This window comes from Leucobacter edaphi (genome assembly GCF_016522535.1).
Taxonomy (GTDB): domain Bacteria; phylum Actinomycetota; class Actinomycetes; order Actinomycetales; family Microbacteriaceae; genus Leucobacter; species Leucobacter edaphi.
In genome coordinates, this window is sequence record NZ_JAEHOI010000002.1 from 663509 (window position 1) to 688651 (window position 25143).

The following is a 25143-nucleotide window of genomic DNA, read 5'->3' on the forward strand; positions in this document are numbered from 1 at the left end:
CTGAACGTCCCCGTGTTCTAGGCTCGACACGTCGCGGGCCGCAATCCGCGAGATCCGAGGAGTATCACCCATGGCACATCCCGTCGTCGATTCCGACCCGACGATCAACGTCTCCGACCTGTCGCTGTCGTACCCGGCCCACGCCGGCGGCCGCGAGTTCCAGGCGGTTGAGGGCGTCACGTTCGGTGTCGGCCGCGGAGAGGTCGTCGCGCTCCTCGGCGAGAGCGGCTCCGGGAAGTCCACCCTCGCGCGATTCCTCGCCGGCCGCGGGCCCGACGCGGGGGAGAAGGCCGCCAGGATCAAGCTGACGGGCGGCGCAGCCACCGTCATGAACGTGCCGATGCACCGCATGTCGCGCCGCACCCGCAGCCGCCTGACCGCGTACGCGGGCCATCTCGCGCAGGATGCCGGGGCGACGCTGACCCCCGAGCTCAACGTCGGGGACATCCTTTTCGAGCCGATCGCCGAACGCAACAAGAATTTCGATCGCGACGTTCTCGGCGAGAAAATCGCGGAGATGATGGACATCGTCGCGCTGCCCCTCGCGAAGCTCCAGGAGTACCCCTACGAGCTCTCGAAGGGCCAGCGCCAGCGGGTCGCCGTGATGCGCACGCTCATGCTCGATCCCGCCCTGCTCGTCGTCGACGAGCCGACGCTCGGCGTCGACGCGATCAACCGGCCCAAGATCGTCGAACTCCTCAAGTGGTACCGCGAGCGCACGACGGCATCGATGCTGCTGATCAGCCATGACATCGGGATGCTCGAGGCGCTGGTGGAGGACGTGCTCGTGATGCAGCACGGCCGCCTCGTCGGCCACGGCGACATCAACGACATCTTCCGGCAGGCGGATCACGGCTACGTGCAGAAGCTCGCGCAGGCGCTGCGCGCGACCGCCTACGACGAGATCGCCGACGCCTGATCGCGACACGCGCGAACCCCACCCAGCGAATTTGCATGCGGTGCGCACGACTTGTTACGCTGGAGAGGTTGCTTCGGCAATGATCCCCTGTAGCTCAGTTGGCAGAGCGCTTGACTGTTAATCAGGATGTCGCTGGTTCGAGCCCAGCCGGGGGAGCGCTCAAGCCCTCACCGCAAGGTGGGGGCTTTTCGCTATCCGAAGGAGGAGCGCGCATGACGTCGGAGAGTTGGACCGAACGGACCCCGCACGGCGGCCTCGTCATCGCGCTCGACCTGCGCGGAACGCCGCGCGTCGATCCCAGCGCGTGGATCGGTCCCGGAGCGATCGTCGTCGGCGACGTCGCGATCGGGGCGGGCAGCAGCGTCTGGTACAACGCCGTCGTCCGCGGCGACTCGGATTCGGTTCGCATCGGTGAGCGCACCAATCTGCAGGACGGCGTCGTCGTGCACACGCAGCGCGGCGACGCAGCCGTGATCGGCGACGACGTCTCCGTGGGCCACAACGCCGTCGTGCACGGGGCGACGATCGAGCGCGGCTGCCTGATCGGTATGGGCTCCACGATCCTGAGCGGCGCCGTCATCGGGGAGGGGAGCCTCGTCGCCGCTGGCGCGCTCGTTCCCCAGGGCGCCGTGATCCCGCCCCGCTCGCTGGTCGCGGGGATTCCCGGCCGCGTCGTCCGCGAATTGCGCGAGGACGATCGCGCGGCCGTGCGCCGGAATGCCGAGCTCTACGCGGGGTACACGGAACGGCATCGCGACGCGACGCGCGGACTCGGCGCGCCCGATTCTGCGTGAGGCCCTCGACATGCACTATGATCGGTGAGGTGCTTCGGCACTCCCAGAGTCGTCACCGACTTCGGGGCTGTAGCTCAATGGTAGAGCCCCAGTCTTCCAAACTGGTTACGCGGGTTCGATTCCCGTCAGCCCCTCCACTGATGTGAGGTCGAGCGCCCTTCGATGCGGCGCTGTGGTCCCAAGCAGCGCTGTGCTCCCGAGCGGCGCTGTGCTCCCGAGCGGCGCTGTGCTCCCGAGTGGCGCTGTGCTCCCGACGCGCGCAGCGCTATGATTCCCTCAGGAGCGAAACCGAGACCGGAGGGAGCCGCCATGATCGCGCAGGCCGTCTTCCTCGCGCAGTTCGCGACGCTCATGCTCGCGGTCGGTGCGATCCCCTTCCTTCCCGAATCGAGCATTCTGCCCGTTCTCGGCGCGCTCGTCGGCACGGCGATCCTCGCCACCGCGGCGCCCCGGCTGCTCGGCCGGATCCTCGGTTCGGCGCGGATTCCCGTCCCGCTGCCTCGCAGGCGCAGCGGGCAGACCGGGCGAAGCCCCCGGATCTCGCTGCCCACCGATCCCGGTCGCGCGGGTAGCCCTCAGCCCCGCGCTCCCTCGGGCGTGCTCGGCGTGCACGCCTGATCAGCTGACCCCGGCTCGTCACGAGACGAGACTCCAGCCCCGAGCGACCCCGGTTTCTTCGCGGCCCCGGTCCCAGGCACGCACGCACGGCCGGCGCGCTGCCCGCGCGCTCCCACGCACGCATCCGAGGAGACCGACACCCGTGAACATCTACGACTTTCCCCCGATCCGCGCCCTGATCAGCGGCGTCTACTGGCTCGTCACCCGGCTCTCAGAGCTGCTCGATCCGCTCGCGGGGAGCGCGAGCGCCGCCCTCGCCGTGATCGCGCTCACCATCGTGGTCCGCATGCTGCTGATCCCGGTGGGCAGATCTCAGGTCCGAGCCAACTTCGCGCGCATGCGGCTCGCGCCGAAGCTCCAGGAGCTGCAGGCCAGGTACGGCAAGAACCCGGAGGTGCTCCAGCGCAAGACGATGGAGCTGTATCGCGAGGAGAACGCCTCGCCGTTCGCCGGCTGCCTCCCGATGCTCGCGCAGACACCCGTGCTCATGGCCGTATACGGGGTGTTCATCCGCCCGACGATCGACGGCGCGCCCAACGCGCTGCTCACGCACGACTGGTTCGGAGTTCCGCTGGGGAAGAGCTTCGTCGGGATGATCGGCGCTGGCGTCGCCGATCCCATCACGATCGCCGTGTTCCTCGGGATCATGATCTTCATCGCGCTCGTCGCCCAGGCCTCCCGCAAGCTGCTTGCGACCCCTGCTCCCGAGCAGGCGACACCGCCTCCCGCGCAGAATCGGAGCTCGTCCCGTGACGGTGTTCCGAACGTTCAGATTCCGCCCGGCCTCATCAAGGGCATGAGTTTCCTCCCGTTCATGACGGCGGTTTTCGCGGCCTTCGTGCCGCTCGCTGCCGCGCTCTATCTCGCGACCACCACCGCGTGGACCCTGGGGGAGCGCCTGATCCTGACACGGATCTATCGGCCGAGGGAGGGCACGGAAACCCGCGAAAACGACTAGCCAGGCCTGCGCGCCCTCGCCGCAGTTTTCGGCTAGACTTGCTCGGGTTGCGCGCTTTCGCGCGTATCGAAGGTGGAACCTGCGGGTTTCGGGGCGTAGCTCAGCTTGGCTAGAGCGCCCGCTTTGGGAGCGGGAGGTCGCAGGTTCGAATCCTGTCGCCCCGACCAGGGCCATTCGGCCCACAGGCACACGCGATTGACAACGATGAGAGGCCAAATTGCCGAAGACGACCGCTGAGAAGCTCACTCCGACCCGCGCCAAGCTGAGCGTTGAGGTCACCCTCGATGAACTCGAGCCCTACCTCAAGAAGGCCTACCAGACCATCTCCGAGCAGGTTTCGATCCCCGGCTTCCGCAAGGGCAAGGTGCCCGCGCCGATCATCGATCAGCGCGTTGGCCGCGAAGCCGTCATCCAGGAGGCCGTGAACGCCTCGCTCGACGACTTCTACCAGGCAGCACTCGCCGAGTCCGAGGAGCGCCCCATGGGCCGCCCGACCGCCGATGTCGCCGAGTGGCCCGAGGCGAAGGATCCGAAGAGCAAGCTCACCCTCGTCTTCGAGGTGGAGGTCCGCCCCGAGTTCAAGCTCCCCAAGTACGACGGCATCAAGCTCACCGTCGACAACGCGGAGATCGACGAGGAAGCCGTCGAGGCCGAGCTCACCAAGCTCCGCGAGCGCTTCGGCACCCTCGTGACCGTCGACCGCCCCGCGAAGAAGGGCGACTTCGTCGAGCTCGACCTCACTGCCAAGATCGACGGCGAAGAGGTCGACCAGGCGAGCGGCGTCTCCTACGAGGTCGGCGCTGGCAACCTGCTCGCCGGCACCGACGAGGCCGTTGAGACCCTCACCGCCGGTGAGACCACCAACTTCACCTCGCAGCTGCTCGGCGGCGAGCACGAGGGCCGCGACGCCGAGGTCGAGCTCACGCTCACCGCGGTCAAGGAGCGCGAGCTCCCCGAGGCCGACGACGAGTTCGCGCAGCTCGCGAGCGAGTTCGACACGATCGCGGAGCTCCGTGACAGCCTGAAGGACCAGGTTTCCCGCGGCGCCGTGTTCGCGCAGGGCCAGCAGGCGCGCGACCTGTTCACCTCGACCCTCATCGAGAAGGCCGGGATCCCCGTCTCGGAGGAGCTCGTCGAGGAGGAGGTGCACCGCCACCTCGAGTCGGAGGGTCGCCTCGAGGACGACGAGCACCGCGCCGAGGTGCGCAAGCAGGCCGAGGAGCAGATCCAGCTCCAGCTCCTGCTCGACGCGATCGTCGACGAGGAGCAGGTCACCCCGACCCAGAACGAGCTGTCGCAGTACATCTTCCAGTCGGCGCAGCAGTACGGCATGGAGCCCACCCAGTTCCTCCAGGCGATCAGCCAGGGGAACCAGATGGGCGTCATCATCGGCGAGGTCACCCGCAACAAGGCCCTCGCGATCGCCCTCGCCAAGGCGAAGGTGGTCGACAAGGCCGGCAACGCCGTCGACCTGAGCGAGTTCACCGCCGTCGACGAGGAGCCGACCGAGGCCTCCGAGGAGACCGAGGAGGCCGCTGAGGCTCCCGCCAAGAAGGCACCGGCTAAGAAGGCTCCGGCAAAGAAGGCCGCCGCCAAGAAGGCCCCGGCGAAGAAGGCCGAGGAGAAGCCGGCAGCGGAGAAGAAGGCCCCCGCGAAGAAGGCTGCCGCCAAGGCGGAGAAGCCCGCCGAGGACGACGAGGAGGCCAAGAAGGCCGCTCGCTCGGCCGCTGCGAAGAAGGCCGCCGCAACGCGCGCCGCGAAGAAGGCTGCGGCCGAGAAGGCCGGCGAGTAGTCACGCACCGCGCATCGCGCACCGCGCACCGCGACGAGGATCCCTCGCCCCACTCGGGCGGGGGATCCTCGCGTTTCGGGGAGCGTACGCGCGCGAGTGCCGGTGCGCCGCTCGCGCGCATGCGCCCAGGGCGAACAGGCACGCCTCGATGCGCGCGAGTCGATACTCTCGAAGCAAGCTACTACGAATGGAGCGCCGCATGGCAGAACAGATGCAGCAGCCGAACAGTGTGTTCGAGCGCCTGCTGAAGGATCGCATCATCTGGCTCGGATCCGAGGTCCGAGATGAAAACGCGAACGAGATCTGCGCCAAGATCCTCCTGCTCGCCGCAGAGGATCCGAAGGCCGACATCTACCTCTACATCAACTCGCCCGGCGGCTCCATCACGGCCGGCATGGCGATCTACGACACCATGTCCTTCGTGCCGAACGACATCGTCACCGTGGGCATCGGTATGGCCGCCTCGATGGGCCAGTTCCTGCTCACGGCGGGCACCAAGGGCAAGCGCTACATCACGCCGAACGCCCGCGTGCTCCTGCACCAGCCGCACGGCGGCTTCGGCGGCACCGCGAGCGACATCCAGACGCAGGCGGCCCTCATCGTCTCGATGAAGAACCGCCTCGCCGAGATCACGGCGGCGCAGACCGGCAAGACGGTCGAGCAGATCAACGAGGACGGCGACCGCGATCGCTGGTTCTCGGCCGAGGAGGCCCTCGAGTACGGCTTCGTGGACTACATCCGCGACTCCGCGAGCGAGGTCGTCGGCGGCGGCGGAACGAACAAGTAGGCGATGGGACAGGAAACGAACGAGATGACGACCCCACAGATGCCCATGGCAGGCGGGCAGAGCCTGCAGATGCCCAGTTCGCGCTACGTGCTCCCGTCCTTCGAGGAGCGCACGGCCTACGGCTTCAAGCGCCAGGATCCCTACGCGAAGCTGTTCGAGGATCGCATCATCTTCCTCGGCGTGCAGGTCGATGACGCGTCGGCCGACGACGTGATGGCGCAGCTCCTCGTGCTCGAGAGCCAGGATCCCGAGCGCGACATCACGATGTACATCAACTCGCCCGGTGGCTCGTTCACCGCGATGACGGCGATCTACGACACGATGCAGTACATCCGTCCGCACGTGCAGACCGTCTGCCTCGGCCAGGCGGCATCCGCGGCCGCCGTCCTCCTCGCCGGTGGAACGCCCGGTAAGCGCCTCGCGCTGCCGAATGCGCGAGTGCTGATCCATCAGCCCTCGACCGGCCAGGCGGGTCAGGGACAGGCCTCGGATATCGAGATCCAGGCGCGCGAGATCATGCGCATGCGCGAGTGGCTCGAGGAGACGCTCTCGAAGCACTCGAAGCGCAGCGTCGAAGAGGTGCACCGCGACATCGACCGCGACAAGATTCTGAGCGCGGCGGAGGCCCTCGACTACGGGCTCGTCGATCAGGTGCTGACCAGCCGAAAGAACCCGCAGGCGGTTCTCCCGCAGTAGTGTGTCGGGCCCCGGGGCGACCCGGGGCCCGCGGCGTGCCGCTCATGAATGTCAGCGGTGCCAGGTAGTCTCGAACACGGTAACCGTCCGGAGATGAAGGAGCCACCGCATGGCCAAGATCGGCGAGAGCAGTGAATTGCTGAAGTGCTCCTTCTGCGGGAAATCGCAGAAGCAGGTCCAGCAGCTCATCGCGGGTCCGCAGATCTATATCTGCGACGAGTGCGTCGCACTGTGCAACGAGATCATCGAAGAGCGCCTCGCCGAGCACCAGACCAGCGAGTCCTCCGACTTCACGCTGCACAAGCCGCGCGAGATCGCGGACTTCCTCGATCAGTACGTGATCGGGCAGGATCGCGCGAAGCAGTCGCTCGCGGTCGCGGTCTACAACCACTACAAGCGCGTGCGCGCCGCGCAGGCGATCACGAGCGCTGAAGCGGCCTCTGAGCAGGTGGAGATCGCGAAGTCGAACATCCTCCTGATCGGTCCGACCGGCTGCGGCAAGACCTATCTCGCGCAGTCGCTCGCCCGCCAGCTGGGCGTCCCGTTCGCCGTCGCGGACGCGACGGCGCTCACCGAGGCCGGTTACGTCGGCGAGGACGTCGAGAACATCCTCCTCAAGCTCCTCCAGGCCGCGGACTTCGATGTCCAGCGGGCCGAGACCGGCATCATCTACATCGACGAGATCGACAAGATCTCGCGCAAGGCCGAGAACCCCTCCATCACCCGGGACGTTTCGGGGGAGGGCGTGCAGCAGGCGCTGCTCAAGATCCTCGAGGGCACGGTCGCCTCGATTCCGCCGCAGGGCGGACGCAAGCATCCCAATCAGGAATTCATCCAGCTCGACACCACGAACGTGCTGTTCATCGTCGCGGGCGCATTCGCCGGCCTCGAAGACATCGTGGGCACCCGCCTCGGCAAGGGCGGCATCGGCTTCGGCTCGCCCGTCGCGAGCAAGCGCAACGACGAGGAGCTGTTCTCCGAGGTGCAGCCCGAAGACCTGCACAAGTTCGGCCTCATCCCCGAGTTCATCGGCCGTCTCCCGGTCGTCGCCACGGTGGATCCGCTCGACGTCGAGGCCCTCACCCGCATCCTCACCGAGCCGCGCAACGCGCTCGTGAAGCAGTACCAGCGCATGTTCGAGCTCGACGGCGTCGGCCTCGAGTTCGAGGACGCGGCGCTCGAGGCGATCGCGGAGCAGGCCGTTGAACGCAAAACGGGCGCTCGCGGGCTCCGCGCGATCCTCGAAACGGTGCTCGGCCCCGTGATGTTCGACGTGCCGTCGAGCACCGACGTCGCGAAGGTCGTCGTCACCCGAGAGGCCGTCCTCGGCGAGGCGCCACCGCGCGTGCTCGAGGCCCGCTCGGCGCGCGAGAGCGCGTAGCGCGCCCGTTCGCCGTCGCAGCCAGGGGCGTCGCCCTTGACCGCAGGGGGGTGCGTCGCCCGAGGGGGACACGGCCTGCCGTTCAGCCGGGCGCTCAGCTCGAACGAGTGTCCCTGGAGCGTTCCGCCGCGGGCGAAAGACCTGACACCCAGGTGAGCTTCCGCTCGGGGCCGCTAATCGTCCTCGATCAGCTCGTACGCCCGCCGCACGCGCTCGATGGGAATCCCGCCGACATCGTCGACGCGCCACGCACCCAGCGCTGAGGTTCGGTCCAGCCGCACCCGTGACACCGCCACATTCTCGATCCGCGGAATGAACCCGCGCGGCACCCCGGAAATCTCCGCGAGCAGGTGTCGGATGAAGGCCCCGTGCGACACGGCCAGCACGTTGCCGCGCGCGTGCGCGTCGGCGAGCCCGTCGAGCGCTCCCAAGCCACGCTCCGCCACCGCGGAATCCGGCTCCATGCCCGCCGCGAGGAAGTCCGGCCAGCGCTCGTGAGCAACCTCGACGTCCATCCCCTCGGCTTCGCCAAACGATCGCTCGATCAGGCCCGGAGCCTCAGTGACGGAGCCGATCCCGAGCCGATCAGCGATGATCTCCGCCGTCTCCCGTGCACGCAGGAGCGGGCTCGTCACGATCGCATCGAACGCCGGCCCGTCGGCGAGCCGCTCGGCGGCGTCGCGGGCCTGCTCACGACCGAAATCGTTGAGCGGAATGTCGGTGCGGCCCTGCATGCGACGCGCCACATTCCAGTCAGTGAGACCGTGCCGGATCAGGGAAACTCGCACAGCGCTACCCGGCGCGGGAGATATCGAAGCTGAGGAGCACGCTGCCGTCGGACTGCGGCAGCGTGAGCGCGTCGACCGAAAGCGCCGGGGAGGAAAGCGCCGCCGACCGGCCGCCGTCCGCAGTTTTCGCCTCGTTCGACGCCGTAAATCCGCCCTTGGCGACCACCTGATCCCAGAGCGTGTCCGCTGCGGAGCGGTCCGCCGCGCGCAGGACGAGGTACCACTGACCCTCGGAGCGCTCACCGGTGTCGTCGATTTTCGCCCCGTCGGGGATCACGAACTGATCCTTCGGGAAGCTCGCGGGAAGCTCGAGCTGCTTTTCCGTCACCTCGGGCTTGTTCTGCTCGGGCCAGCTTCCCGTCCCCTCGGAGTTGCCCTTCTGCTCCTCGGAGGTCTGTCCCGCGCCTCCTTTACCTTTACCGCTGTCGCCGCCGCCCGTGCCCGGCTCAGGGGCGCAGGCCGCCAGTCCGGCGGCGAGCACGAGTGCTCCGGCACCGGCGATGAGCCGGGCCGGAAGGCGCGAGCGCCGCGGTTCATGGTCGGGGGAATCGTACGGGGTCACTGCAGCTCCTCAGCTCAGCCAAGCGTCGTCATCGTCATCATCGTCATCGTGCGCTGGGCCGCCATTCGGGTCGAAGGCACCGGCCCCGCCGGGCGCATCGATTACCTGAACCGCTCCCGCGGCGTCGATCGTCACGATCACGCCGACGGAGAGCTGACACCTCGGCCGGCCCTCGAGCCAGGTGAGCGTCCACGAATCGGCGTCAGGGTGCGCGGCCTCCTGCGCGGCGATCGCCTCGTGGAGGCTCGAGGGCACGCTGGGGTGCGGGGGAGACCCCGCCGCCCAGCGTGCTCCGAGCTGCATGCTCAGGCCTCGGGCTGTTCGAGCTCGATCGTCGCGACGGTCACGCCGTCGACGTCGGCCGACTCGATCCGCAGCTCGGCGATCCGGCCAACGGCCGCGAGATCTGCGGCGGCGGAGGCGAGACGACCGCGATCCTGCTCGGGAGCCTGGACGACGGCGAGCGTGACGGGGGTGCGCTGCGACGCCTTCGCGGCGGTCTTCGCGCCGCGGATCCCGATGAGCGCGCCGCCCACGAGGTCGAGGAGGCCGGGGTCGGCGTCCTCGCCCGCGAGCGCGGTGAGTTCGGACGACTCGGGCCAGGCTGCGACGTGCACGGAGCCCTCGCCGAACCACGACCACACCTCCTCGGTCGCGAACGGGATGAACGGGGCGAGCAGACGCACGAACACCGACAGCGCGGCGCGCAGCGCGGTCACGGCGGAGGCCTGATCCTGGCCCGTTCCGTTGTGGGCGCGCTCCTTGACGAGCTCGAGGTAGTCGTCGCAGAAGGTCCAGAAGTACGACTCGGTGAGCTCGAGCGCCCGCGCGTGGTCGTAGTTCTCGAAGGCGCGAGTGGCGTCCTCGATCACCCTCGCGAGACCGGCGAGCATCGAGCGGTCGATCGGCTCCGTGACCGTTCCGGCACCCGAGGCGTCAAAGCCGAGCGTGAACTTCGCGGCGTTGAGCAGCTTGATCGCGAGGCGACGGCCGATCTTGATCTGGGTCGGGTTCTGCGGATCGAACGCGGCGTCCGTGCCGAGCTTCGCCGAGGCGGCCCAGTAGCGCACCGCGTCGGAGCCGTGCTGCTCGAGCATTCCGGCGGGCGTGACGACGTTGCCCTTCGACTTCGACATCTTCTTGCGATCCGGATCGAGGATCCAGCCCGAGATGCCAGCGTTCTGCCACGGCAGCTGGCCCGACTCGAGCTCCGAGCGGAGGAGCGTGGAGAACAGCCAGGTGCGGATGATGTCCTGGCCCTGCGGGCGCATACTGAACGGGAACACCAGGTCGTACAGCTCGGGATCGCGCTCCCAGCCACCCGCGAGCTGCGGGGTGAGCGAGGAGGTCGCCCAGGTGTCCATCACGTCGACCTCGCCGACGAAGCCGCCGGGCACGCCGCGCTGCTCCTCGGAGAAGCCGGCCGGAAGATCGGAGGAGGGGTCGACGGGGAGCTGCGCCTCGCTCGGCAGGATCGGCGCGTCGTAGACGGGGTTGCCATCGTCGTCGAGCGGGTACCACACCGGGATCGGCACCCCGAAGAAGCGCTGGCGCGAGATGAGCCAGTCGCCCGAGAGCCCCTCCACCCAGTTCTCGTAGCGCACGCGCATGAAGTCCGGGTGCCAGTCGAGCTCGCGGCCGTGCGCGAGGAGGCGCTCCCGGAGTTCCTCGTCCCTGGCACCGTTGACGATGTACCACTGGCGCGTCGACACGATCTCGAGCGGCTTGTCGCCCTTCTCGAAGAACTTCACGGGGTGAGTGATCTTGCGGATCTCGCCCGTGAGCTCGCCCGAGGCCTGCAGCGCCTCCACGACGAGCTGCTTGGCACTGAACACGGTCTTGCCGGCGAGCTGCGCGAACAGCTCCCGGCCACGCTCCGAGGTGATCGCCTCGGGCGCTTCGGAGATCACGCGGCCGTCGAAGCCGAGGATCGCGCGGTTCGGCAGGTCGAGCTCGCGCCACCACACGACGTCCGTGACGTCGCCGAAGGTGCAGATCATGGCGATGCCGGTGCCCTTGTCCTGCTGCGCGAGGTGGTGGGAGAGGATCGGCACCTCGACGTCGAACAGCGGCGTGCGCACGGTCGTGCCGAACAGGTTCTGGTAGCGCTCATCGTCCGGGTGCGCGACGAGGGCGACGCACGCGGCGAGCAGCTCCGGCCGCGTCGTGTCGATCAGGATGTCGCCCTCGCCGTCCGTCCGGTGGAAGGACAGCGTGTGGTAGGCGCTCGGCTGCTCGCGGTCCTCGAGCTCGGCCTGCGCGACGGCGGTGCGGAACGTCACGTCCCAGAGGGTTGGCGCCTGCGCCTGGTAGGCCTCACCGCGCTCGACGTTGCGGAGGAAGGCGAGCTGCGAGGCGCGCAGGGAGTCGGCGCCGATGGTGCGGTAGCTCTGCTTCCAGTCGACGGACAGGCCGAGCGTGCGCCACAGGTCCTCGAACTGCTTCTCGTCCTCGAGCGTCAGCCGCTCACAGAGCTCGATGAAGTTGCGGCGCGAGATCGGCTGCTGATCGGCGGCCTTGATGCTCTTGCCGTCGCCGCCCTCGTGCGGGGGCACGAAGCCCTCGACGTAGGGAAGCGACGGATCGCAGCGCACGCCGTAGTAGTTCTGCACGCGGCGCTCGGTCGGGAGGCCGTTGTCGTCCCACCCCATCGGGTAGAAGACGCGCTTGCCGCGCATCCGCTGGAAGCGCGCGACCGTGTCGGTGTGCGTGTAGGAGAACACGTGGCCGACATGCAGCGAACCGGACGCGGTGGGCGGGGGAGTGTCGATGCTGTAGACGTCTCCGCGCTCTGCGCCCTCCCGAGCGAAGGCGTACGTGCCCTGCTCCTCCCAGACGCTGCCCCACTTGGCTTCGAGGCCTTCGAGTGCCGGCTTGTCAGGGATCTCGGTCATGCGGGGCTCCGTGTCTCGACGCAGGGTCGGGTTCGATGTGGGCGGCACCGCGTGGGCACGCCCCGTATCCGGGGGCGCTGGTGCCTGATGGTCAACCCCTCCAGCTTACCGCCCGCATCGATTTCACGTCTGAGGCGCCACGCCCCGGGGCGTCACGCCTCGATTCCGCCGCGCACCGCCCACACGCCGAGCTGGGTGCGCGTGCGCAACCCGAGCTTCGGCAGGATCCGGCCCAGGTGGCCCTTGACGGAACCGGAGGTGAGGCCGAGCCGCTCCGCGATGTCCGTGTTGGTCCCCTCGCCCGTGACGAGCGCTCGCACCACGTCGACCTCGCGGTCCGACAGCGTGTGCGGGGTGGCGGGGCGAGAGATCGGCCGGCGGCGCGCGAACTCGTGCAGGAGCCGGGGCGTCAGCTCGGACGCGACGGCCGCGTGCCCGGCCGCGGCCGCGCGGATCGCACGCGCGATCTCTGCCGGCGCCGCGTTCTTCCTGAGCAGGCCGACGGCACCGGCGTCGATCGCGCCGAAGAGACGCTCGTCGGAGTCCGTCGCGGTGATGACAACGACGGGGATCGGCCGCTCGGCAGCAGCGAGCGCGCGGGTGACCGCGAAGGCGTCCCTGCCGGGAAGCGCGATCTCCAGGAGCACCACATCTGGCCGCTCCGTCCGCGCAAGAGACAGCGCCTCGCTGCCCGATGCCGCTTCGCCCACAACCGCGAGCTCCGCCTGACCTTCGAGCATCGCCCTGAGCCCGCTCCGCGCGTAGCGCTCCGCGTCGACGATAAGCAATCTGATCATGGCTACTCCATTCCCCTCGAATACGCCTCGCACGTCCCAATGGCGAGTCGAATGGGCGGTCCGGGTTCCGCACGAATTGCGGTCCGCTCGGTCGCCCCATTGAGATAATTGGAACGGATTCCGATTTGCCTTGCAAGGCCAAACGCCGCAGCCGCACTGTGAGTTTGGAGTGTTCGACTCATTTTCAACCAGTGAATGAGTTGCGTTACGTTTCGCTTCCCAGACAGGAAAGGCCGATGACCCAATTGCGTTCCTCGGCGGCCACCAGGAGAAACCGCGTCGAGCCGGACTCGAATGCGAGCGGGCAAGAAGAACCACCGTTCACCCCACCCGCGAGACGTTCGCACCGATAAATTTGCGCAACAGGTGTCCTGAATTTTCTCGCTCGCGCCCGTTTCCGCGTCGCCCGGGAGTGTCGCGGCCCGTTCGAGCGGCCTCCGCACGGCACAGAAGGGGGCGTGTGGGTTAGACTGAACGGAGCGACATCGATCCGGCAATCACCGGGGAGTCTTCGGCAGAAAGCCCGCACCGAGAGGTGCTGGCGAGTAGATCCGAACGGGTGGCCCGTCACAGCCGAATCAAGAGGTCACGCGCCCGCAGGGGCGAGCGGCAAGCAGGGTGGTACCGCGGGGAGCGGATCCGGAACCCACGGATCAGCAACTCGTCCCGGCTCCGAGAATGTGGCGATGCACGAGTCGCCCGTCGTCAGCAATCGGACCCGAAGGACCCACATGCCCTACCCCCAGCAGCCCACCGGCGAAGAGCTCACCGACGGCGTCAGCCCGTCGCCCCGGTTCCCGGAGATCGAGGAGCGCGTGCTCGCCTTCTGGCAGCGCGACGACACCTTCCAGGAATCGATCCGCTGCCGCGAGGGCGCCCCCGAGTGGGTCTTCAACGACGGCCCTCCCTTCGCGAACGGGCTTCCCCACTACGGGCACCTCCTCACGGGCTACGCCAAGGACGTGTTCCCGCGCTTCCAGACCATGCGCGGCAAGAAGGTGGAGCGCCGCTTCGGCTGGGACACGCACGGCCTTCCCGCAGAGCTCGAGGCCATGAAGCAGCTCGGGATCACGGAGAAGTCCGAGATCGAGGAGATGGGCGTCGCGGCCTTCAACGAGAAGGCGCGCGAGTCGGTGCTGCAGTACACGCGCGAGTGGCGCGACTACGTGACCCGGCAGGCCCGCTGGGTCGACTTCGAGAACGGCTACAAGACGCTCGACCTGTCGTACATGGAGAGCGTGCTGTGGGCCTTCAAGCAGCTCTACGAAAAGGGCCTCGCCTACGAGGGATCGCGGATCCTCCCGTACTGCTGGCGTGACGAGACCCCGCTGTCGAATCACGAGCTCCGCATGGACGACGACGTGTATCAGATGCGCCAGGATCCCTCGGTCACGGTCACCTTCCCCCTCACGGGTTCGCTCGCGGCCGAGCTGGACCTCGAGGGCGCACGCGCGCTCGCCTGGACCACGACCCCGTGGACGCTTCCGACGAACGCCGCGCTCGCGGTCGGCCCGGAGATCGAGTACGCGGTCGTTCCCGCAGGCCCCGCCGGTGCCGCCGACGGCGCCGCCGCGGGCGAGGCGCGCTATGTCCTCGCCCTCGAACTCGTCGGCAACCACGCGAAGGAGCTCGGCTACGAGAACGCTGCGGCGGCGCGGGACGCCGTCGAGCGCACCGTGATCGGCTCCTCACTCTCCGGCGTGCGCTATGAGCGCCTCTTCGACTACTTCGCGGACGCCGAGGTGTGGGGCACGGAGAACGCCTGGCAGATCCTCGTCGACGACTACGTGTCCACGACCGATGGCACGGGCATCGTCCACCAGTCGCCGGCCTACGGCGAGGACGACCACCGCCTGGCCACGGCAGCCGGCATCCCGACGATCGTGAGCGTCGACGAGGGCGGCCGCTTCGTCAACGCCGTCTCCGACGTCGCCGGCGAGCTCTGGATGGACGCGAACCGTCCGCTGATCCGCCTGATCCGCGAGCGCGGTCGTCTCCTGCGCGAGCAGAGCTACGAGCACTCCTACCCGCACTGCTGGCGCTGCCGCAATCCGCTCATCTACAAGGCCGTGTCGAGCTGGTTCGTCCGCGTGACCGAGTTCAAGGATCGCCTGCTCGAGGTCAACGAGCAGATCAACTGGGTGCCGGCGAACGTCAAGCACGGTCAGTTCGGCAAGTGGCTCGAGGGCGCCCGCGACTGGTCCATCAGCCGCAATCGCTACTGGGGCAGCCCGATCCCCGTGTGGAAGAGCGACGATCCGGAGCACCCGCGCGTCGACGTCTACGGGTCGATCGCCGAGCTCGAGGCCGATTTCGGCGAGCTGCCGCGCAACGCGGACGGCGAGGTCGACCTGCACCGCCCGTTCATCGACGAACTCACCCGCCCGAACCCCGACGACCCCACCGGCCGCTCGACGATGCGTCGCATCGAGGACGTGTTCGACGTCTGGTTCGACTCCGGATCGATGCCGTTCGCGCAGGCGCACTACCCGTTCGAGAACCGTGAGTGGTTCGACACGCACCAGCCAGCCGACTTCATCGTCGAGTACATCGGGCAGACCCGCGGCTGGTTCTACCTGCAGCACGTGCTCGCGACCGCGCTCTTCGACCGCCCGGCGTTCACCAACGTGATCAGCCACGGCATCGTGCTCGGCTCCGACGGCAACAAGATGTCGAAGTCGCTGCGCAACTACCCGGACGTCAACGAGGTCTTCGACCGCGACGGATCCGATGCGATGCGCTGGTTCTTGATGGCGTCGCCCGTGGTTCGCGGCGGCAACCTGATCGTCACGGAGGAGGGCATCCGCGAGGGCGTCCGCCAGTTCATCCTTCCGCTGTGGAACAGCTGGTACTTCTTCAGCCTGTACGCCAACGCGGACGGGACCATGGGGGAGTGGCGCACCGACTCGAGCGACCCGCTCGATCGCTACATTCTCACGAAGACGGGCCAGCTGGTCCGCGAGGTCGGCGCCCATCTCGAGGGACTCGACACGACCTCCGCGGCCGAGTCGCTCCGCGCCTTCGCCGAGGTGCTCACGAACTGGTACGTGCGACGCTCGCGCGACCGCTTCTGGGAGGGAACCACCGGGGAGCAGGGCCGCGCCGAGAACCGTCAGGCCTTCGACACGCTCTACACGGTGCTCGAGACGGTCGCACGCGTTGCCGCGCCGATGGCGCCCCTCGTGACCGAGGAGCTGTGGCGCGGACTCACCGGGGGCCGTTCCGTGCACCTCGAGGAGTGGCCGGACGCCGGACTCTTCCCTGATGAGACCGAGCTCGTCGCCGCGATGGACGAGGTGCGCCAGATCACCTCGCAGGCCCTCGCGCTGCGGAAGGCACGCCGGTTGCGGGTCCGTCTCCCGCTCGCCGAGCTCACGGTCGTCACTTCCCGCCCTGAGGCGATCGCCCCGTTCGTCGATATTCTGCGCGAGGAGCTCAACGTCAAGTCGGTGCAGCTCGTCCAGCAGACCGAGACGAGCGCCTCAGATCACGGGATCGTCCAGACCCTCTCCGTGAACGCGCGCGCCGCGGGCCCGCGCCTCGGCAAGCAGGTGCAGCAGGCCATCCGCGCTGCGAAGTCCGGGGACTGGTCGGAGGAGAATGGCGTGGTCACCGCGGGCGGGATCGCTCTCGAGCCGCACGAGTACGAGCTCACGCTCAGCGCCGGTTCGGGCGACTCGGCGGACTCCGGCCCCGCGCTCACGCTGATCCCGGGCGGCGGCTTCGTCCTCCTCGAGACGGCCACCACGCCCGAGCTCGAGGCGGAGGGCGTCGCGCGCGACGCGATCCGCGCGGTCCAGGAGGCGCGCAAGAACGCCGGGCTCGATGTGAGCGACCGCATCGTCCTCGCGCTCAACGCCGATCCGCTGCTCGCTCAGGCCCTCGAGACGCACCGGGATCTGATCGCCGGCGAGACGCTCGCCGAGGGGATCGCGGTGCAGGCGACCGAGAACATCGACGAGGTCCTCGCCGATCTGCCGAACCCGGGCGAGGGCGTGCACGTCTCGGCGGCGCCCTCCGCGCTCGGCGCGGACAAGGCCCCGCTCGTCATCACGATCGACGCGACACGGGCGGGTGCGCGATGAGCCCCCTGCCCCTCCCCGGTGCCGGCGCGGGCGCCGAGCGCTCGGACGCTGCCGCTGAGTCCGTCTACCAGGAGCTCCTCGAGCGCGTCGGCGAGGCGAACCCCCGCCCGCGCATCGAGCCGGTCCGCCGCCTCGCCGAACTCGCCGGCAGCCCGCAGCTCTCGTTCCCGGTGATCCAGGTCGCCGGAACGAACGGCAAGACCTCGACGAGCCGCGCGATCGAATCCCTGCTCCGGGCATATGGACTGCGCACGGGCCTGTTCACGAGCCCGCACCTCGTCGACTTCTCCGAGCGATTCCAGATCGATGGTGAACCCATCTCGGGCGAGGCACTCGCCTCAGCCTGGGACGAGCTCCGGGCGCCGCTCGCGGTCGCCGACGCCGAGCTGGCCGAGTCCGGTCAGGGCCCCATCACCTTCTTCGAGGCGCTCGCCGTGCTCGCGTTCTCCGCGTTCGCCGACGCGCCGGTCGAGGTCGGTGTCATCGAGGTCGGCATGGGCGGCGAGTGGGACGCGACGAACATCGTCGACGCCCAGGTCGCCGTGTTCACCCCGATCGGGCTCGATCACACCGAGTTCCTCGGGCCGGACATCGCGTCGATCGCCCGCACGAAGGCGGGCATCGTGAAGGACGGCGCGACCGTCGTGACCGCCGATCAGGATCCCGACGCCCTCGCCGAGATCGAGGCCGCCGCCGCCGAGCACGGGGCGACGCTCGTCGTGCAGGGGCGCGATTTCCGCCTCGTCGAGGACCGCCTCGCGGTCGGCGGCCGGCAGATCGACGTCGTCGGCCTCAGCGGCCGCGCGTATCCGCCGGCCTATGTGCCGCTGTTCGGCAGCCATCAGGCGCAGAACGCCGCGCTCGCGATCGCCGCGGTCGAGGCGTTCTTCGGCGCCGACCGCCCGCTTCCCGGCGAGGTCCTCGACGAGGGGCTCGGGCAGCTCACCTCGCCCGGCCGCCTGCAGCTCATCGGCACGGACCCGATCGTCTACGTCGACGCGGCACACAATCCGCACGGAGCCGCGGCGCTCGTGCGCGCCGTCGAGGAGTCGTTCCAGTTCGAGGAGCTCGCGCTCGTCGTCGGGATCCTGGGGGAGAAGGACGCCGCGGGCGTGCTCGCCGCGCTGGCGCCGATCGCGCATCGCGTCACGCTCACGCGGGTCGATTCGCCGAGGAGCGCGGATCCGTCCGATCTCCTGAGCGTTGCCGCAGAGTCGATCCCCGACACCCCGATCGAGATCGCCGATTCGCTCCCGGAGGCCCTCGACGAGGCCCGCGCGTGGGCCGCGCGCGCCGAGGGGCGAGCCGTGCTCGTCGCAGGTTCCGTGGTGCTCGCGGGCGAGGCCATCGAGTTCGCGCGCGCTGAGGGATGGGGCACGAAGTGAGCGAAGCTGCAGACCGGAACCCTGGCGGCGCGACGCCGCAGCCCGGCGGAAGCGGAGGAGACGAGGAGCTCGTCCTTTCGCCGTCTGAGACGATGGCGCACAACTCCGCGATGCGCATCTCGGGCGCGCGGCGGGGCGGCCAGTCCACCCAGAAGGCGCTCGCATCGATCGTGCTCGGTTTCGAGCTCATCATCGTCGTGCTGATCGGTCTCACCCTGTTCGGGCTCGGTACGCTCGAACCGCGCGAGCTCGGCCTCTACATCGGGGGCGGGCTCGCGGTGGTCATCATCGCCGGGCTCGGGCTCATGCGGGTCGGCCGGGTCGGGATCATCATCGGCTGGGCGGTGCACGCGCTCATGCTGCTCACCGGGATCCTGCTGCCGATGGCGATCATCGTCGGCGCGCTCTTCTCCGCGCTGTGGGTGTACTGCATGGTGAAGGGCGCAAGCATCGACCGCGGCCGCGAGGCCTGGATCGCGCAGCAGTCCGCGGAGTGATCGGCTCTCCGCCGTCCGCGTGAACGCTCACGGGCCCGTCGAATTGTTGATTCGGCGGGCCCGATCCGTTCACTCCGAAGCGTCGAATCGGGCCGGGAGCGGGAGATTCCCCGTCGGTTCGACGGTGACCTCTGAAAGGCCCTGCCAGGCGGCCGCGCGGGCGAGGAGCCGCTGGGCGGCGTCGCTCGTGCGCGCGCTGGCGCCCGGCTCCTGCCAGGCGGCGGGCACGAGGAGTCGCTTCCCGGCTCGATCGGCCTTGAGGTCGATGCGGCCGACGAGGCGGCCGCCCACGAGCAGCGGCAGGCAGTAGTAGCCGTAGCGCCGCTTTTCCTTGGGGGTGTAGATCTCGATCCTGTAGTGGAAATCGAACATGCGCTCGGCGCGGGGCCGGAACCACACGACCGGATCGAACGGGGTGAGGAGGGCGTCGGGGGCGAGGCGCGCGGGAACGCGAGCGTCGCGGTGCAGCCACGCCGGGAGCGGTCGCCCGCGCGAATCGACCCAGCCCTCCACGGTGACCGGCAACAGTTCGCCGGCTTCTTCGAGCGCTCGGACCGCGGCGCGTGCCTGCGGGGTCTTGAGCCGGTGGTAGTCGGCGAGGTCTGCGAGCGTGGCCACGCCGAGCGAGCGAGCGGCCCGTTCGATCAGCACCCGCTGCGCCTCGTCGCGCGGGGGAGCGGCGAGCGCGTGCTCGGGGAGCACCTGTTCCGCGAGCGCGTATTTGCGCTGAAAGCCCTCGCGACCGGCCGAAACGACCTCGCCCTCCGCGAAGAGCGTTTCGACGGCCAGCTTCGTGTCGCTCCAGTCCCACCAGGGGCCCCGGCGCTCCCGCGGACCGTCCTCGAGTTCTCGCACGAACTGCGGGCCCGCGTCTGCCAGCCGCTGCCGGACACCGGCGAGCGTGGCGGCGAGGCGTTCCGTGCGTCCGTCCCGCCTGAATCGTTCGCGGTAGTCGGCCATCCGCCACGCGAAGAGCGGGCGGTCCTCGACCGGAATGAATGCGGCCTCGTGCGCCCAGTACTCCGTGTACTCGCCGCCGTCCCAGAGATGCCGGTCGAACTGCTCCGCGTCGTAGCTCCCGTGTCGGGAGAACACCGGGAGGTAGTGGCTCCGGGCGAACACGTTCACCGAGTCGATCTGCAGGACGTGCAGGCTCTCGAGCGCGGGATCGAAGGGGCGCCTCGACCGGAGTTTCGGCGCACCGGAGAAGCCCTGCGCGGCGAGGACGATGCGGCGCGCTTCAGCGGCGGAGAGCGTCGCGGAACCGTTGGCGTTCATGGTTGACAAGCGTCGACGCCTCGACCCCCGCCGCTCTGGAGCCCCGGGGATCGAGGCGATGGAGGCGACTTAGGAGAACCAGAGCCCGAGCTCGCGCTCCGCCGAGAGCGTGGAATCCGAGCCGTGGACGAGGTTCTGCTGGACGGCGAGGCCCCAATCGCGGCCCAGGTCACCGCGGATCGTGCCGGGGGCAGCTCCCGTGGGATCGGTGGTTCCCGCGAGCGAGCGGAAGCCCTCGATCACGCGATCGCCCTCGGCGCGCACCGCGACGAGCGGGCCGGAAGACATGAACTCGACGAGGGGCTCGTAGAACGGCTTGCCCTGGTGCTCCTCATAGTGCGCCGCGAGCAGCTCGCGGTCAGCGGTGAGCATGCGCAGGCCGGTGATCCGGTACCCCTTCGCCTCGATGCGACGCAGGATCTCGCCGGTCAGGCCGCGGGCCACCCCGTCGGGCTTCACCAGGATCAGGGTCTGTTCTGCGGACATGCACGCTCCTTCTTCGCCGTGGACCGGGACGCTCGCCCCGTGCCGCAATCCTATCCAGGACCACTGACAGTGATCGCCCCGGGGCCGCGTTCGGCCGGATCCGCTCACGTGCCCGCTTCGTCTTCCGCGAACAGCCCCCGTCAATGTCAGTGGTCCCGAGTAGTCTCGTGAACATGGAAACGAGGCGAAGCGTCAGGCCGTTCGAGGTCGTGAGCGAGTACGAGCCGAGCGGTGATCAGCCGAAAGCGATCGAGGAGCTCGCGGCGCGCATCAACGCGGGCGAGACGGACGTCGTGCTCCTCGGTGCCACGGGCACGGGCAAGTCCGCCACCACCGCCTGGCTCATCGAGGCGGTGCAGCGCCCCACGCTCGTGCTGGCGCACAACAAGACGCTCGCGGCCCAGCTCGCGAGCGAGTTCCGGCAGCTCCTGCCGAACAACTCCGTGGAGTACTTCGTCAGCTACTACGACTACTACCAGCCCGAGGCGTACGTCCCGCAGACGGACACCTTCATCGAGAAGGACTCCTCGGTCAACGCCGAGGTCGAACGGCTCCGCCACTCCACCACGAACGCGCTCCTGAGCCGCCGCGACACGGTTGTGGTCTCCACCGTCTCCTGCATCTACGGCCTGGGCAAGCCGGAGGAGTACTACGAGGCGATGGTTCCGCTCGTCGTCGGCGACCGCCTGGATCGAGACGTGCTGCTGCGCCGCTTCGTCGACATGCAGTATCAGCGCAACGACATCGAGTTCGTCCGCGGCAACTTCCGGGTTCGCGGCGACACGGTCGAGATCATCCCGATGTACGAGGAGCTCGCGATCAGGATCGAGTTCTTCGGGGACGAGATCGAGGCGCTCTACTATCTCCACCCGGTCACGGGCGAGGTCATCAAGCAGGTCGAGACCGTCTCCGTGTTCCCCGGCTCCCACTATGTCGCGAGCCGCGAGGTCATGAACCGGGCAATGGGCACGATCTCCGAGGAGCTCGACCAGCGTCTCGCCGAGCTCAAGCAGCAGAACAAGCTCGTGGAGGAGCAGCGGCTGCGCATGCGCACCACCTTCGACCTCGAGATGATGGAGCAGATCGGCTTCTGCTCCGGCATCGAGAACTACTCGCGCCACATCGATGGCCGGCAGCCCGGAGAGGCGCCCCACTGCCTCCTCGACTACTTCCCCGACGACTTCCTGGTCGTCATCGACGAGTCCCATGTCACGGTCCCGCAGATCGGCGCAATGTACGAGGGCGACTCCTCGCGGAAGCGCACCCTCGTTGATCACGGCTTCCGACTGCCGAGCGCACTCGATAACCGGCCGCTCAAGTTCGGCGAGTTCAAGGAGCGCGTGGGGCAGACGGTGTACCTCTCGGCCACGCCGGGCAAGTACGAGATGGAGCTCGCCGACGGTGTCGTCGAGCAGATCATTCGCCCCACCGGCCTCGTCGACCCCGAGATCGTGATCAAGCCGACCAAGGGGCAGATCGACGACCTCCTCGAGGAGGTGCGCGCCCGCGCCGAGCGCGACGAGCGCGTGCTCGTCACCACGCTCACCAAGAAGATGGCCGAGCAGCTCACCACCTTCATGGAAGAGGCCGGCATCCGGGTGCGGTACCTGCACTCAGATGTCGACACGCTGCGCCGCGTCGAACTCCTCACCGAGCTCCGCGCTGGCGTGTTCGACGTGCTCGTGGGCATCAACCTGCTCCGCGAGGGCCTCGATCTTCCGGAGGTGTCGCTCGTCGCGATTCTCGATGCCGACAAGGAGGGTTTCCTCCGTTCGAGCACCTCGCTCATTCAGACCATCGGCCGCGCCGCTCGAAACGTGTCGGGCCAGGTGCACATGTACGCCGACACCGTCACCCGCTCCATGCGCGAGGCCATCGACGAGACCAACCGCCGCCGCGAGATCCAGGTCGCCTACAACGAGGAGCACGGGATCGACCCGCAGCCGCTCCGGAAGAAGATCGGCGACATCACGGAGATGCTCGCCAGGGAGGCCGCCGACACGGAAGACGTGCTCTCTCGCACCGGAGCCCACGCCCAGCGCAAGGGCGACTCGCCGCAGCGGGCCAAGGGCAAGGGCGCCGCGCGCGCCGGGGCGATCGCGGAGGAGGGCTCGCAGAAACTCGAGGAGCTCATCTCGGATCTCACGCAGCAGATGCTCGCGGCCGCGGAGGAGCTGAAGTTCGAGCTCGCCGCTCGGCTCCGCGACGAGGTCTCGGAACTCAAGCGGGAACTGCGCAGCATGGAAGCGGCCGGGCACCTGTAACCGGTCGTTCAGGCGGCGTGCGTCGCCTCGATCACCGGTTGTCGCAGGATCGTTCGCCGCCGGCCCTCGGGAACCCGCCTGAAATCACTCAGGTAGATCTCGTGGTGCAGCCCCGTCATGCGGTATCCCGACTCCGGGATCACCTCGTCGTGCATCCGAGCCAGCACCGGGCCCTCATCGTCGAACGACCCGACGTGCAGCGTCTGCACCACACGGCCCTCGGCAAGCCAGCCCAGCACCACCCGTGGCGCTCCCGCAATCGCTCGCTCAGCGTCGGAAGCATCGATCCAGTCGGGGATCAGGCTCAACAGCCGCCAGTTCCACGCCGACTTATTCCGCTCCCGATCGAACACCGCCATGTCTGCCGCCCACCACACCCCCTCGAGCGGCGGGACCACGTAGTCGCGGTCCAGCTCGTTCTTGCTCAGGAACTTCAGGCGGTACGCCGCCGGATACAGCGCCTCGATGGCGCGCGCGAACGCCGGCGCCGTGTTCGGATCGCCGTGCCCCGCCACCTGCAGATACCTCCTGGGCGGCAGCTCGAGCGTGTCGAACACCCCGACCCGCGCGCGATAGCCGGGCACATCCCGCTTCAGGTCCACTTTCTCTGCCATGCCCGTCCTCCGAAACTCCGATACGCACCAGAGTATGCGGCTCGAGGCCGAAGGCGTCCGAAGACGCCTCGTCACACGAGGATGTAGCCGTAGCGATCCGCGATCGCGTCGATCACGCCCGTGAGCTCGTCCCGTTCGAGGGGGATCAGGGCGAGCGGATGTTCCGGGATCGCCGACCGCGCCGGCTCCCACAGCGTCGCCAGTCGCGCCGAGGGGACGAGCGAGGACGCGGAGACGAGCCCGTCGATCTCGGGGTAGTGCGCGCGAATCGCGCGAGCCCACTCCCGCGACCGCGAACGGTCGCCGGCCGAGATCGCGCCGTTGCCGTGCGCCACCGCGACCCAATCGCTATCCGCGAGATCGAGCAGGTGCAGCGAGCGGGCGACCTCGAACAGCGCGAGCACCGGAGTGCCTGCGCTGCGGCGGATCATGCGCTGGGCCTGGAATACCTCGAGCAGGGCCGCTGCGAAGGGACCGGAGACGGCTTCCTCGAGGGGATCGGCCTCCCCGTGCCGCTCGCGCTGACCCGCATCGCTCAGCCGGGATTCGAGGACGGTGTAGAGCACGCCCGCGCCGGGATGCTCCCCGATGGGTTCGGGCTGCGGGTCGAAGCGGCCATCGAGGGGGCCGTACTCGCGGAACGTGTGCCACTCGACGGGGTGCGCGCCGCCGGCACGGTAGATCCTGGTGAGCATGGTGCCCGCGGGAATTTCGCGCACCCAGGTTTCGCCCGCGACGAGCTCGGGGAAGCGGGAGCGATCGGGCCGGGGGAGCAGTTCGCTCACGGCAGCCGGTTCAGCGCGTCGTCGACCGCGATCGCCGCGGCCGCGGGATCCCCGCCGCGGGCGAGCCAGTCGAGCGGTGCGAGGTCTTCGTCCTCGAAGACGAGTGCGGCGCTCGGGGAGGTGAGCACGCGTTCGACGAGGAGGAGCGGCGCCGTTCGCGGAACCGACCTCGCGACGGTGCTCCAGCCCCGCGGTTCACGGTCCTCGGGGAACTGGAAGCGGGGGAGGTGCCACCCGTCGCTGCGTCGCTGCGCGATCAGGGTGCCAGCCGCGCACCGCTGCCGGATCCGCGCGGCGGTGACCCCGAGCATCTCGGCGACCTCGCTCACGGTCGCGCTGCGATCGGCCATCTGCCGTTCCCAGAGCTTCCCGCGCGTCGTCGCGGGAAGGGCCGTTGGCGCGCCGATCGCCGCGGTGCTGACGCCCGCTCGCGCGAGCGCGTCCACCTCGCCGACGGTCAGCCTGCCGGTGCCCGCCTCCTGGTGGGCGAGGATCTCCTCGAAGAGCTCCTCGGCGACGTCGAGGCGTTCGGCGTCGATCCGGGTGACGAGCGCCAGCAGGCGTTCCCGCGACCCGGCTGCCGCGTCATCGGCACGGGAGTTGCGCGGGGCGGCGCGCCCCGGGAGCTGTGCGATCGACATCGTGACTCCTTTCGCTTGCTTTCTTCAATAGTACCCGCAAATCTTGCCGATGGGAGGGTGGATCCCCAGAATCACTTCGCACATATGTTCGAATTTGCAGCCGATTCGAAGTAAGATAGGAC

General features: G+C 68.8%; 22 protein-coding genes and 3 tRNA genes. 15 read left to right on the top strand and 10 right to left on the bottom strand.

Annotated features, from left to right (window positions below; translation table 11 throughout):
• Positions 1 to 70: 70 nt before the first annotated feature.
• The 11 genes from JD292_RS04410 (at position 71) to clpX (ending at position 7945) form a co-directional block, all read left to right on the top strand.
• The gene (locus tag JD292_RS04410) at positions 71 to 919 is read left to right on the top strand and encodes an ABC transporter ATP-binding protein (RefSeq protein ID WP_200131481.1); all 849 of its coding nucleotides are present in this window, start codon (positions 71 to 73) and stop codon (positions 917 to 919) included.
• Positions 920 to 1002: 83 nt separating this feature from the next.
• Positions 1003 to 1075 (top strand) — tRNA-Asn (locus JD292_RS04415).
• Positions 1076 to 1131: 56 nt separating this feature from the next.
• The gene (locus JD292_RS04420) at positions 1132 to 1713 is read left to right on the top strand and encodes a gamma carbonic anhydrase family protein (RefSeq protein WP_200131482.1); all 582 of its coding nucleotides are present in this window, start codon (positions 1132 to 1134) and stop codon (positions 1711 to 1713) included.
• Between the two features lie 63 nt (positions 1714 to 1776).
• Positions 1777 to 1850, top strand: a tRNA-Gly gene (locus tag JD292_RS04425).
• Positions 1851 to 2022: 172 nt separating this feature from the next.
• Positions 2023 to 2331 (top strand): hypothetical protein, encoded by a 309-nt coding sequence (locus JD292_RS04430; protein WP_200131483.1) that lies wholly within the window; start codon positions 2023 to 2025, stop codon positions 2329 to 2331.
• A gap of 142 nt (positions 2332 to 2473) precedes the next feature.
• The gene (locus tag JD292_RS04435) at positions 2474 to 3289 is read left to right on the top strand and encodes a YidC/Oxa1 family membrane protein insertase (protein ID WP_200131484.1); all 816 of its coding nucleotides are present in this window, start codon (positions 2474 to 2476) and stop codon (positions 3287 to 3289) included.
• An 89-nt stretch (positions 3290 to 3378) separates the two neighbouring features.
• Positions 3379 to 3456: transfer RNA gene (locus JD292_RS04440), tRNA-Pro, on the top strand.
• A 50-nt stretch (positions 3457 to 3506) separates the two neighbouring features.
• Positions 3507 to 5081 carry a trigger factor gene (gene tig / locus JD292_RS04445; RefSeq protein ID WP_200131485.1) on the top strand — a complete coding sequence of 525 codons (1575 nt, stop codon included), beginning with the start codon at positions 3507 to 3509 and terminating at the stop codon, positions 5079 to 5081.
• Positions 5082 to 5229: 148 nt separating this feature from the next.
• Complete coding sequence (locus JD292_RS04450) at positions 5230 to 5868, top strand: ATP-dependent Clp protease proteolytic subunit (protein ID WP_255529480.1); 639 nt, start codon at positions 5230 to 5232, stop codon at positions 5866 to 5868.
• Between the two features lie 24 nt (positions 5869 to 5892).
• Entirely contained in the window at positions 5893 to 6564 is a 672-nt protein-coding gene (locus JD292_RS04455; RefSeq protein WP_304599282.1) for an ATP-dependent Clp protease proteolytic subunit, read from the top strand.
• A gap of 109 nt (positions 6565 to 6673) precedes the next feature.
• The gene (clpX, locus tag JD292_RS04460; protein WP_200131487.1) at positions 6674 to 7945 is read left to right on the top strand and encodes an ATP-dependent Clp protease ATP-binding subunit ClpX; all 1272 of its coding nucleotides are present in this window, start codon (positions 6674 to 6676) and stop codon (positions 7943 to 7945) included.
• A 173-nt stretch (positions 7946 to 8118) separates the two neighbouring features.
• Here the strand turns inward: clpX and JD292_RS04465 are convergent, their stop codons facing one another.
• From JD292_RS04465 to JD292_RS04485, 5 genes are all read right to left on the bottom strand, one after another.
• Positions 8119 to 8733 (bottom strand): histidine phosphatase family protein, encoded by a 615-nt coding sequence (locus tag JD292_RS04465; protein WP_200131488.1) that lies wholly within the window; start codon positions 8731 to 8733, stop codon positions 8119 to 8121.
• Between the two features lie 4 nt (positions 8734 to 8737).
• On the bottom strand, positions 8738 to 9295 hold the full coding sequence (locus JD292_RS04470) for a hypothetical protein (RefSeq protein ID WP_200131489.1): 558 nt from the start codon (positions 9293 to 9295) through the stop codon (positions 8738 to 8740).
• A gap of 9 nt (positions 9296 to 9304) precedes the next feature.
• Positions 9305 to 9598 (bottom strand): Fe-S oxidoreductase, encoded by a 294-nt coding sequence (locus JD292_RS12115; protein ID WP_233613282.1) that lies wholly within the window; start codon positions 9596 to 9598, stop codon positions 9305 to 9307.
• Positions 9599 to 9600: 2 nt separating this feature from the next.
• Positions 9601 to 12189, bottom strand: a complete 2589-nt coding sequence (gene valS / locus JD292_RS04480) for a valine--tRNA ligase (RefSeq protein ID WP_200131490.1) — start codon at positions 12187 to 12189, stop codon at positions 9601 to 9603.
• A gap of 152 nt (positions 12190 to 12341) precedes the next feature.
• Positions 12342 to 12986 carry a response regulator gene (locus tag JD292_RS04485; RefSeq protein WP_200131491.1) on the bottom strand — a complete coding sequence of 215 codons (645 nt, stop codon included), beginning with the start codon at positions 12984 to 12986 and terminating at the stop codon, positions 12342 to 12344.
• Positions 12987 to 13717: 731 nt separating this feature from the next.
• On the opposite strand from JD292_RS04485, the gene ileS reads away from it, so the two are divergent.
• From ileS to JD292_RS04500, 3 genes are read left to right on the top strand one after another with little or no spacing between them, the layout of a single operon-like run.
• Entirely contained in the window at positions 13718 to 17071 is a 3354-nt protein-coding gene (gene ileS, locus JD292_RS04490) for an isoleucine--tRNA ligase (protein ID WP_200131492.1), read from the top strand.
• A complete protein-coding gene (locus JD292_RS04495; protein WP_200131493.1) occupies positions 17068 to 18456 on the top strand; it encodes a bifunctional folylpolyglutamate synthase/dihydrofolate synthase in 1389 nt (462 codons plus the stop codon). The genes ileS and JD292_RS04495 overlap by 4 nt, the downstream gene beginning before the upstream one ends.
• On the top strand, positions 18453 to 18953 hold the full coding sequence (locus JD292_RS04500) for a DUF4233 domain-containing protein (protein WP_369411144.1): 501 nt from the start codon (positions 18453 to 18455) through the stop codon (positions 18951 to 18953). Before JD292_RS04495 ends, JD292_RS04500 begins: the two co-directional genes overlap by 4 nt.
• Positions 18954 to 19022: 69 nt before the next feature.
• On the opposite strand, the gene JD292_RS04505 is transcribed toward JD292_RS04500, so the two are convergent.
• Positions 19023 to 20231: a winged helix-turn-helix domain-containing protein gene (locus tag JD292_RS04505; protein WP_200131579.1), complete on the bottom strand. Its 1209-nt coding sequence runs from the start codon at positions 20229 to 20231 to the stop codon at positions 19023 to 19025.
• Positions 20232 to 20300: 69 nt separating this feature from the next.
• On the bottom strand, positions 20301 to 20717 hold the full coding sequence (gene ndk, locus JD292_RS04510) for a nucleoside-diphosphate kinase (protein ID WP_200131495.1): 417 nt from the start codon (positions 20715 to 20717) through the stop codon (positions 20301 to 20303).
• Positions 20718 to 20890: 173 nt separating this feature from the next.
• Between ndk and uvrB the strand changes: the two genes are divergently transcribed.
• Complete coding sequence (gene uvrB / locus JD292_RS04515) at positions 20891 to 22981, top strand: excinuclease ABC subunit UvrB (protein WP_200131496.1); 2091 nt, start codon at positions 20891 to 20893, stop codon at positions 22979 to 22981.
• An 8-nt stretch (positions 22982 to 22989) separates the two neighbouring features.
• On the opposite strand, the gene JD292_RS04520 is transcribed toward uvrB, so the two are convergent.
• From JD292_RS04520 to JD292_RS04530, 3 genes are all read right to left on the bottom strand, one after another.
• A complete protein-coding gene (locus JD292_RS04520; protein ID WP_200131497.1) occupies positions 22990 to 23595 on the bottom strand; it encodes a GyrI-like domain-containing protein in 606 nt (201 codons plus the stop codon).
• A gap of 71 nt (positions 23596 to 23666) precedes the next feature.
• On the bottom strand, positions 23667 to 24380 hold the full coding sequence (locus JD292_RS04525; RefSeq protein WP_200131498.1) for a hypothetical protein: 714 nt from the start codon (positions 24378 to 24380) through the stop codon (positions 23667 to 23669).
• Positions 24377 to 25021, bottom strand: a complete 645-nt coding sequence (locus tag JD292_RS04530; protein ID WP_200131499.1) for a hypothetical protein — start codon at positions 25019 to 25021, stop codon at positions 24377 to 24379. The genes JD292_RS04525 and JD292_RS04530 overlap by 4 nt, the downstream gene beginning before the upstream one ends.
• Positions 25022 to 25143: the final 122 nt, after the last annotated feature.

Coding starts and splice junctions, on each gene's coding strand:
- JD292_RS04455 (WP_304599282.1), top strand. CDS start 5,893: ATGACGACCCCACAGATGCCCATGGCAGGCGGGCAGAGCCTGCAGATG.
- JD292_RS04410 (WP_200131481.1), top strand. CDS start 71: ATGGCACATCCCGTCGTCGATTCCGACCCGACGATCAACGTCTCCGAC.
- JD292_RS04420 (WP_200131482.1), top strand. CDS start 1,132: ATGACGTCGGAGAGTTGGACCGAACGGACCCCGCACGGCGGCCTCGTC.
- JD292_RS04495 (WP_200131493.1), top strand. CDS start 17,068: ATGAGCCCCCTGCCCCTCCCCGGTGCCGGCGCGGGCGCCGAGCGCTCG.
- JD292_RS04530 (WP_200131499.1), bottom strand. CDS start 25,021: ATGTCGATCGCACAGCTCCCGGGGCGCGCCGCCCCGCGCAACTCCCGT.
- valS (WP_200131490.1), bottom strand. CDS start 12,189: ATGACCGAGATCCCTGACAAGCCGGCACTCGAAGGCCTCGAAGCCAAG.
- ileS (WP_200131492.1), top strand. CDS start 13,718: ATGCCCTACCCCCAGCAGCCCACCGGCGAAGAGCTCACCGACGGCGTC.
- JD292_RS12115 (WP_233613282.1), bottom strand. CDS start 9,598: ATGCAGCTCGGAGCACGCTGGGCGGCGGGGTCTCCCCCGCACCCCAGC.
- JD292_RS04520 (WP_200131497.1), bottom strand. CDS start 23,595: ATGGCAGAGAAAGTGGACCTGAAGCGGGATGTGCCCGGCTATCGCGCG.
- JD292_RS04430 (WP_200131483.1), top strand. CDS start 2,023: ATGATCGCGCAGGCCGTCTTCCTCGCGCAGTTCGCGACGCTCATGCTC.
- clpX (WP_200131487.1), top strand. CDS start 6,674: ATGGCCAAGATCGGCGAGAGCAGTGAATTGCTGAAGTGCTCCTTCTGC.
- uvrB (WP_200131496.1), top strand. CDS start 20,891: ATGGAAACGAGGCGAAGCGTCAGGCCGTTCGAGGTCGTGAGCGAGTAC.
- ndk (WP_200131495.1), bottom strand. CDS start 20,717: ATGTCCGCAGAACAGACCCTGATCCTGGTGAAGCCCGACGGGGTGGCC.
- JD292_RS04505 (WP_200131579.1), bottom strand. CDS start 20,231: ATGAACGCCAACGGTTCCGCGACGCTCTCCGCCGCTGAAGCGCGCCGC.
- JD292_RS04485 (WP_200131491.1), bottom strand. CDS start 12,986: ATGATCAGATTGCTTATCGTCGACGCGGAGCGCTACGCGCGGAGCGGG.
- JD292_RS04450 (WP_255529480.1), top strand. CDS start 5,230: ATGCGCGCGAGTCGATACTCTCGAAGCAAGCTACTACGAATGGAGCGC.